We start from the raw sequence: 588 nt of genomic DNA, 5'->3' as shown, positions 1-588 counted from the left end.
TAGAAACTGAAGAGGGGCGAGCACGCGCCTTTGCCAAACTCGACACTATCAAACCGCAAGTGCTTTGGTGGACGACAGGTGCGCAGCCACCACAAATGTTGGCAGATAAAGAAGTGGTAATCGCGTCTGCTTTCAATGGCCGGATACACAACGCGCGTAAAGATGAAGGCCAACCATTTCGCATCATTTGGGATCACCAAATGGGTTACATGAACGGCTGGGCTATTCCTAAAGGAAGCGCGAATACCAAACTTGCCCTCGATTTCATTGCTTTTTCTTCGGGTACTAAGCCTTTGGCAGATCAAGCTAAATACGTCGCGTATGGCCCGACTCGTAAGTCTTCTTCCGCAGAAGTAAGCCCAGAGATTCTGGCGAACCTGCCGACCGCGCCTCAGAACTTTAAAACGGCGTTTTTGATTAACGACGAATGGTGGTCTGATTATGCCGATGAGTTGAATGAAGAGTTCAATACTTGGCTGCTTAATTAGGCGTTAACTGTAGGGGTTTATTTCTCGATTGATGAGTTAAACCCCACATTGGAACTCAACGTACCTATTTTGGAGAAGTGATGAAAGTCATCGATGCACA

Annotated in this window: 1 protein-coding gene; it reads left to right on the top strand. The window is 47.3% G+C overall.

Annotated elements, in window-relative coordinates; translation table 11 throughout:
• A partial coding sequence (locus tag R7E78_RS28565) for an extracellular solute-binding protein (RefSeq protein WP_318058939.1) occupies positions 1 to 488 on the top strand: 488 nt, incomplete at its 5' end.
• Positions 489 to 588: the final 100 nt, after the last annotated feature.

The organism is Vibrio sp. YT-19(2023) (genome assembly GCF_033337395.1).
The sequence above is the reverse complement of the archived record's forward strand: the minus strand, read 5'-3'. Positions and strand labels throughout refer to the sequence as shown.